The sequence below is a fragment of the Acinetobacter sp. NBRC 110496 genome, from assembly GCF_000876115.1.
In the GTDB taxonomy this organism is placed as follows: Bacteria; Pseudomonadota; Gammaproteobacteria; order Pseudomonadales; family Moraxellaceae; genus Acinetobacter.
Window position 1 is genome coordinate 1 of the sequence record NZ_BBTF01000092.1, and the last position, 6,481, is coordinate 6,481.

Here is a 6,481-nt window from a genome sequence, read left to right on the forward strand (position 1 = left end):
TTGTTCAAAAGTCATATTTTACCTCGGAGAAACCGGACATTTTTATTGGTGAGAATATAGACACTTTAAATGGGTTCTAACACTCTCGTTTCGTATAACAGCCATTATGTTAAATAGATAGCAGTTGGGAGATTATTTATTCTTTCAATAGACAAAAACTTGCGGAATTTTTCTTAATTTGTAATCCTTGCGGCCAAGGGTGTCTAGCGTAGCTAAGACAGGTATTCGTTATAGTCGGGCCGCTATAATACGGATGACGAGTGCCTGTATGTTTAACCTAAATATCTTTAACAAGATCTCTAGCGAAGTATTGACCATCAAAAATGATCTTGAGCTGAATTCTGAAAATCAACTGATAACTAAGTATAAGACTTCTACTTCTGAAGATTATAAACAGGCTATTGTTTTGATTTTTAAAGAACGTGGCTATACACGTTTGGAAATAGGTCAATTACTTGGGGAGCCAAAAGCTTCATAAAATACCGATTAAACAAAGCTTGGATATAACATCCAGGCTTTATAAAAAAGTACCTAGCTGTTACCCTTGTCCTGATTTTTTTACTCTAAAACGTTCTTTCATCTTATGACACTTACGCCACCTTAAGTTTATTTATCGTCTTAAATCTGTAAATAACTCATCACTGTCTAGTGATGTGGTGTAGTCGTTTGTGTGTTGTATATATCACATCACTAGCCTATCTGAAAAATTAAAAAACAGGCTATGTTTATGTTATCTAATGTCCGAGAACAGTGGTTCTCTAACATCCGTGGGGATGTACTTGCCGGATTAGTCGTCGGTCTTGCACTCATCCCTGAAGCCATCGCATTTTCAATTATTGCAGGTGTAGATCCTAAAGTTGGTCTATACGCATCCTTCTGTATTGCCGTCGTGATTTCTTTCGTAGGTGGTCGTCCTGCCATGATTTCAGCAGCCACTGGTGCAATGGCGCTGCTTATGGTCACATTGGTCAAAGAGCATGGGCTTGAATATCTGCTGGCAGCAACAATTTTGACAGGCGTGATTCAAATATTGGCAGGCTATTTAAAGCTCGCCAAGTTAATGCGGTTTGTATCTAAATCTGTGGTTATTGGATTCGTAAATGCGTTAGCGATCTTAATTTTCATGGCTCAATTGCCTGAACTGATTAATGTGACCTGGCATGTATATGCTTTTGTTGCTTTAGGTTTAGCAATTATTTATCTATTCCCTCTGGTTCCCAAATTAGGAAAATTACTCCCTTCTCCACTAGTCTGCATCATTGCAATCACATTATTGGCAATCGCTTTAGGAATTGATGTACGGACCGTGGGCGATATGGGGTCTTTACCTGACACACTTCCAATGTTCTTGATTCCAGATATTCCTTTGAATATTGAAACATTGATGATTATTTTGCCTTATTCAGTCGCACTGGCGGCTGTAGGTTTACTTGAATCGATGATGACAGCAACTATCGTGGATGAAATGACTGATACGCCAAGTGATAAATATCAGGAATGTAAGGGACAAGGGATTGCGAATATTGCTTCTGGCTTTATGGGTGGCATGGCCGGTTGTGCAATGATTGGTCAATCTATGATTAACGTAAAATCAGGTGGCCTTACACGCTTATCAACATTCTCTGCGGGCATTTTTCTTCTTATTCTGGTTGTATTTATCAGCGACTGGCTCAAAGTGATTCCAATGGCTGCATTGGTAGCGGTAATGATAATGGTCTCTATCAGTACCTTTGAATGGAGTTCTGTCACTCAGTTAAAAGATAATCCTAAGAGCAGTAATATCGTCATGATTGCGACGGTGATTGTAGTTGTTGCTACGCATAACCTGGCTTTGGGTGTGTTAACAGGCGTATTACTTTCAGCCTTGTTCCTGGCGAATAAACTTGAAAATGATATCCAGGTGACAGCATCTTTTGAAGGAATGGCCCGTTTATATGAGTTGAGAGGTCAGATCTTCTTTAGTTCTTCTGAAAAATTCATGCAAGGTTTTGACTTTAAAGAGGATGTAAAGGAGGTGATTATTGATTTGACCCATTCTCACATTTGGGATGTAACATCAGTCGCCATGCTTGATTCTGTTGTAAATAAATTTCAAAAGAATGGTGCGAATGTCACAGTACGTGGTCTAAATGAAGCCAGTTCGATCATGATTGATAAGTATGGGACACATGCCAGAATTTAAGTTTTAAAAATTCTATATTTATATAGAATTTCTAAAATTAACATAATACACCTTATACGAATCTAAAAATGGGAGCCTTTAGCTCCCATTTTTACTATATTTTTAAAGTTTTAAGCGTGTTGTACTGTGAGCTTTAAGCCTAAAGCATTTACTACACGATTAATCGTATCAAAACGTGGTGCTGAATCCTGACGTAGGGCTTTGTAGAGTGCTTCACGCCCAATCCCTGCTTCTTTAGCGATTTGAGTCATGCCACGAGCTTTAGCAATAACACCAAGTGCATGGGCTAATTCAGCTGGATCATTTTCTTCAAGAACCATATTGAGATACATCACAATGTCTTCTTCAGTTTTGAGCGACTCAGCCATATCAAAACTTGGTAAATCAGCGACTTTAACCATTTTAATCCTCCAATGTTTTCGATAGTTTGACTGCCCGATCGATGTCTTGTTGTTGAGTTGATTTATCTCCACCACCAAGCATTACAATCACAACGTCACCATGTTGGATGTAATACATCCTCCATCCAGAACCGAAGAATTCTCTCATTTCCCAAACGCCATCTTGGAGAGGTTTAATGTCTCCCCAGTTTCCACGTTGAACCTTATCTAATCGACGATTCAGGCGGATACGGGTCATATTGTCTTTAATGCCATCCAACCATTCATCAAATTCTGGAAGACGTTTAATTTCAATCATGAGGATCCTTATCTTCTCACTATATTGTATTCGATCGAATACAATATGCAAGTAATTTATACGAACATCCATTAATTTCGTATAACACCATTATGTTAAATACATAATTTTTTTGGTTAAAATTTAAACTTTTTTACTGTTTTTCAGGCAAGATGCATATTTTTTTGAAGCCATACTTTCCTTGTCAGATGTTCAAACATTTTAAGGAGAAAGCAATGACACAAACAGCGAATGATCAACGTGCTACAGTAAAAAATCCTAATAATATTCAACATGCGCAGAATCAGGACAACCGTAGCCGACAATTGAATCCTAATCATAAACCTACGAAATCTAAATAAGGATGAAAACTATGAGCACAGCAGGTTGGCCTAGTACTACTGGAAATCCATCAGGTGGTGGCCGAGACAATAATCCACCTCGTAAATAAAAATTTATTTATCTTATAATATCAATTCAGAAGGCCAAAGATATTGGCCTTCTGAAGGATATTTCTTCAGGAAGGCTTCCCATATCACGATAAAATCTTCTGATGTAGCTAACGTAGAAACGCTGGCTGTTTTTTGAAAATGTTTATAATAAAAGTCTTGCCAAAAATATATTAACCATAGGCCAGCTATGGCATTAATACTTTCAAACCACTTATCTTCTGGAAGTTCATTTTTCAGGAATAAATAATTCTCTTCTGAGACTTGTTCATAAATTTCATCATTTTTAAACTCACCATAAGGTAGACCTAGGAACTCATAGACTTCATTCAAGTAGCATAGTCTTCTGTTTTCTCTAACTTTTTTAATTAGTTGTATAAATTCTTTAATTTGTTCATCTTCGAGAGAAGGATCTAACCATTGCTCAAAACCATTAGTTGGAGGAATAGTCTTCAGAATCTCGACTTTATGTCCTTTTGTTGCTTCAAACTTTGCATTTATCTTTAAGATAAATAAAAGAAAATCTGTAAAAGTTTTTGATGGGAAGTATGGTCGTTTATTTTTAAACTTAAACTTTAATGCTTGGTTTAGTGAGATTGATTGGAATCCCCACTTCTTAGAAATTAAATGATCTAAGTGAATTAAAATTAGCAGCATATTGACGCCAGAATTTCTAAGCATCTCATGACTAATAATATTCTTTAAATCACCGTTAAAGCTAAAGTTATTTACCAGAAAATCATGTAGTTTGCAGACATCTTCATATAAAAAATTATTTTTTTCTAATTCTGAAAATAGCTTTATATGCTCATTCCAATAAAAAAAATCGTTATTCTTAATTGGATATAGTTCTAAGATTTTTAAGCAGTATGCAAAATTATAGTTTTCTTCATCTACAGCTAAAGAAGTTGCTGAATTAAGTACGAAAAACCCCATTTCTGAAGCAAATTCGGATTTAATTTTAACTTTAGCTATTTCATCATTTTTAAATGGAACATTAGTATATTTTTTCTCAATTTTACCTAGTTTCTTAGCCAGGTTTTTATCCATATTTTTCAATATTAAACAGTAGAATTCTAAAGGATTCATGGATGCCCTAATTTTTTAAAAAATCTAAAATTAACATAATACACCTTATACGAAATGCGTTATAATTCCACTTAGAAATCAATGCTGTAGTTTCTAGTTGATAGCCCACCTTCCCCAAGGTGGGCTTTTTTTGTGATTTTTCACGTTCCACGCTTAAAATTCGAACAGTGTTTCATGATTTTTATAAGTTAAACTAAATTTAGTTGCTAATCCCAATAAGCTATTCACTAACTTGTAAATATCGGTATACCGCCTGACGACTAATCCCAAAAGCTTTCCCTAATGCCATTTTCGATGGATACTTCCCCTCCTTCCATGCTTGTCGTAAAGCTTCAGCTTGGTCAGGCTTTAGTTTATGCACCCGACCTTTGTACTTCCCCTCAGCAGAGGCGAGTTTTATTCCTTCCTTTTGCCGCTCTAAAATGATCTCACGTTCGAACTGTGCAAAAGCACCCATCATTTGAAGCATCAAATTATCCATCGGGGTGGATTCGGCTGTAAAAGTAATATTTTCTTTTACAAACTGGATGGCGATCCCTCGTTTGACCAGTTTATCTACTTCAGTGACCAAATCTTTTAGGCTTCGCGCAAAACGATCCATTGAATGTACAATCACCCTGTCCCCTTCCCGGACATAGTTCAACATTTCCTGAAATTTAGGTCGGTCAGTATTTTTACCTGAAGCACGGTCAACAAAAATCCGGTCGACCTCAATTCCTTCAAGTTGACGTCCAGTGTTTTGCTCGACAGAACTTACCCGGACATACCCTACTTTTTGGCCTTTCACTTTTTCACGCCCCAATTGGATAAAAATGAACAATTTCGTAAATTATAATTCTTTAACACTAAAGTTACATGTTACTTATGATTAAAAATCATTTAAATGATACATAATTTCATGAACTTTCAGATTGTAACTTTAGGGTATACTCTATAGTTACATAAATTTAGATATTAAAAATTTCTCTCCGATAAACCCAGTACGGTTCACCTAAACAGATTGCTACCCCTGAACAAGTTGAACCAGGATCCGAAAAAAGAGGCTTTTAGAGCCGTTTCTTTAAACTTCATGGCTGATCTTACTGTTTACCAAGGCTTATTAAAATCGTGGAACATTGATCATTTAGAGGTCGTGGAACGTGAAAAAATCATAAAAAAAAAGCCCACCTTGGGGAAGATGGGCTATCAACTAGGAACTACAGCGTTGAATTTTCAAGAGAATTATAACGCATTTCGTATAAGGTGTATTATGTTAATTTTAGAAAATCTAAAATAATTATTGATAATTTTTTTTTGAAAATTTAACATACCTTCCGATTGGTATGTTAGGTATGATTACTTATGAACAGTGTGTTACTCGCTTATGTATTACTTGGATTTGCAATAGTTTCCGAAGTGATTGGAAGTAGTTTTTTAGTTAAATCGGAAGGGTTTACAAAACTTTTTCCAAGCGTGATGGTCCTTATTTTTTTTAGCACGGCATTTTATTTATTATCACAAGTTATTAAAACAATCCCTTTAGGTATCGCATACGCTATATGGGCTGGTGTTGGGATTGTTCTAACTGCTGTAGTTGGCTACTTTGTTTTTAAACAGACACTAGATAATCCTGCTTTAATTGGAATTGGTTTTATCGTATCTGGCGTAATAATTATTAATTTATTTTCGCAATCAGCAGGTCATTAAGTGAAAGAAATTCGGCAACAAAAGAAGCAACCAGAGGTTATTCGAAAGCGCATCCTTGAACAGGCAACTATTCTTGTTTCTCAAAAGGGTATTTCTGGTGTTTCTATTCAAAATATTGCTACAGCACTAGGTATAACAAAAGGGGGGGTATTTCACCATTTCCCGAATAAAAAAAATTTGATAGAAGAAATGTTCAATCAAATAATTCTTGATTTAGATCAAACAGTTGAATACTTGATTAAACGCGATCCAACAGAATATGGTAAATTCACACGAGCTTATATTCATAGTTCTTTTATCCATCAAATAGATGGGGTGGTTTCTGCTTGGTCAGCGTTATCAATGACTATGATCACAGAGCCTACCTTTAATAAAATTTGGATGGAATGGCTAAAAA

The 6,481-nt window shown here is 35.7% G+C and carries 9 protein-coding genes; 5 read left to right on the forward strand and 4 right to left on the reverse strand.

Features of this window, described 5'->3' with window-relative positions:
- The first annotated feature begins 268 nt into the window (after nucleotides 1-268).
- On the forward strand, nucleotides 269-478 hold the full coding sequence (locus tag Aba26S_RS20195) for a hypothetical protein (RefSeq protein WP_004976362.1): 210 nt from the start codon (nucleotides 269-271) through the stop codon (nucleotides 476-478).
- Between the two features lie 249 nt (nucleotides 479-727).
- The gene (locus Aba26S_RS20200; protein ID WP_026438532.1) at nucleotides 728-2,182 is read left to right on the forward strand and encodes a SulP family inorganic anion transporter; all 1,455 of its coding nucleotides are present in this window, start codon (nucleotides 728-730) and stop codon (nucleotides 2,180-2,182) included.
- 110 nt (nucleotides 2,183-2,292) lie between these two features.
- Here Aba26S_RS20200 and Aba26S_RS20205 read toward each other — a convergent pair whose 3' ends face one another.
- A complete protein-coding gene (locus Aba26S_RS20205; protein ID WP_004969304.1) occupies nucleotides 2,293-2,583 on the reverse strand; it encodes an addiction module antidote protein in 291 nt (96 codons plus the stop codon).
- 1 nt (nucleotide 2,584) lies between these two features.
- Complete coding sequence (locus tag Aba26S_RS20210; protein ID WP_004647749.1) at nucleotides 2,585-2,881, reverse strand: type II toxin-antitoxin system RelE/ParE family toxin; 297 nt, start codon at nucleotides 2,879-2,881, stop codon at nucleotides 2,585-2,587.
- Nucleotides 2,882-3,096: 215 nt separating this feature from the next.
- On the opposite strand from Aba26S_RS20210, the gene Aba26S_RS21595 reads away from it, so the two are divergent.
- Nucleotides 3,097-3,222, forward strand: coding sequence for a hypothetical protein (locus Aba26S_RS21595; protein ID WP_004969301.1), 126 nt, complete (start codon nucleotides 3,097-3,099; stop codon nucleotides 3,220-3,222).
- Nucleotides 3,223-3,324: 102 nt separating this feature from the next.
- Here Aba26S_RS21595 and Aba26S_RS20215 read toward each other — a convergent pair whose 3' ends face one another.
- Both Aba26S_RS20215 and Aba26S_RS20220 read right to left on the reverse strand, forming a co-directional pair.
- Nucleotides 3,325-4,398 carry a hypothetical protein gene (locus tag Aba26S_RS20215; RefSeq protein ID WP_155770360.1) on the reverse strand — a complete coding sequence of 358 codons (1,074 nt, stop codon included), beginning with the start codon at nucleotides 4,396-4,398 and terminating at the stop codon, nucleotides 3,325-3,327.
- Between the two features lie 220 nt (nucleotides 4,399-4,618).
- The gene (locus tag Aba26S_RS20220) at nucleotides 4,619-5,185 is read right to left on the reverse strand and encodes a recombinase family protein (protein ID WP_043041640.1); all 567 of its coding nucleotides are present in this window, start codon (nucleotides 5,183-5,185) and stop codon (nucleotides 4,619-4,621) included.
- Nucleotides 5,186-5,739: 554 nt separating this feature from the next.
- Between Aba26S_RS20220 and Aba26S_RS20225 the strand changes: the two genes are divergently transcribed.
- Nucleotides 5,740-6,084 carry an SMR family transporter gene (locus Aba26S_RS20225; protein WP_042086420.1) on the forward strand — a complete coding sequence of 115 codons (345 nt, stop codon included), beginning with the start codon at nucleotides 5,740-5,742 and terminating at the stop codon, nucleotides 6,082-6,084.
- On the forward strand, nucleotides 6,085-6,481 hold a 397-nt coding region (locus Aba26S_RS20230; RefSeq protein WP_043974801.1), incomplete at its 3' end, for a TetR/AcrR family transcriptional regulator.

Excerpts from the sequence above, each read along its gene's own strand:
- Aba26S_RS20205 (WP_004969304.1), bottom strand. The coding sequence starts at position 2,583 with ATGGTTAAAGTCGCTGATTTACCAAGTTTTGATATGGCTGAGTCGCTC.
- Aba26S_RS20225 (WP_042086420.1), top strand. The coding sequence starts at position 5,740 with ATGAACAGTGTGTTACTCGCTTATGTATTACTTGGATTTGCAATAGTT.
- Aba26S_RS20210 (WP_004647749.1), bottom strand. The coding sequence starts at position 2,881 with ATGATTGAAATTAAACGTCTTCCAGAATTTGATGAATGGTTGGATGGC.
- Aba26S_RS21595 (WP_004969301.1), top strand. The coding sequence starts at position 3,097 with ATGACACAAACAGCGAATGATCAACGTGCTACAGTAAAAAATCCTAAT.
- Aba26S_RS20200 (WP_026438532.1), top strand. The coding sequence starts at position 728 with ATGTTATCTAATGTCCGAGAACAGTGGTTCTCTAACATCCGTGGGGAT.
- Aba26S_RS20215 (WP_155770360.1), bottom strand. The coding sequence starts at position 4,398 with ATGAATCCTTTAGAATTCTACTGTTTAATATTGAAAAATATGGATAAA.
- Aba26S_RS20195 (WP_004976362.1), top strand. The coding sequence starts at position 269 with ATGTTTAACCTAAATATCTTTAACAAGATCTCTAGCGAAGTATTGACC.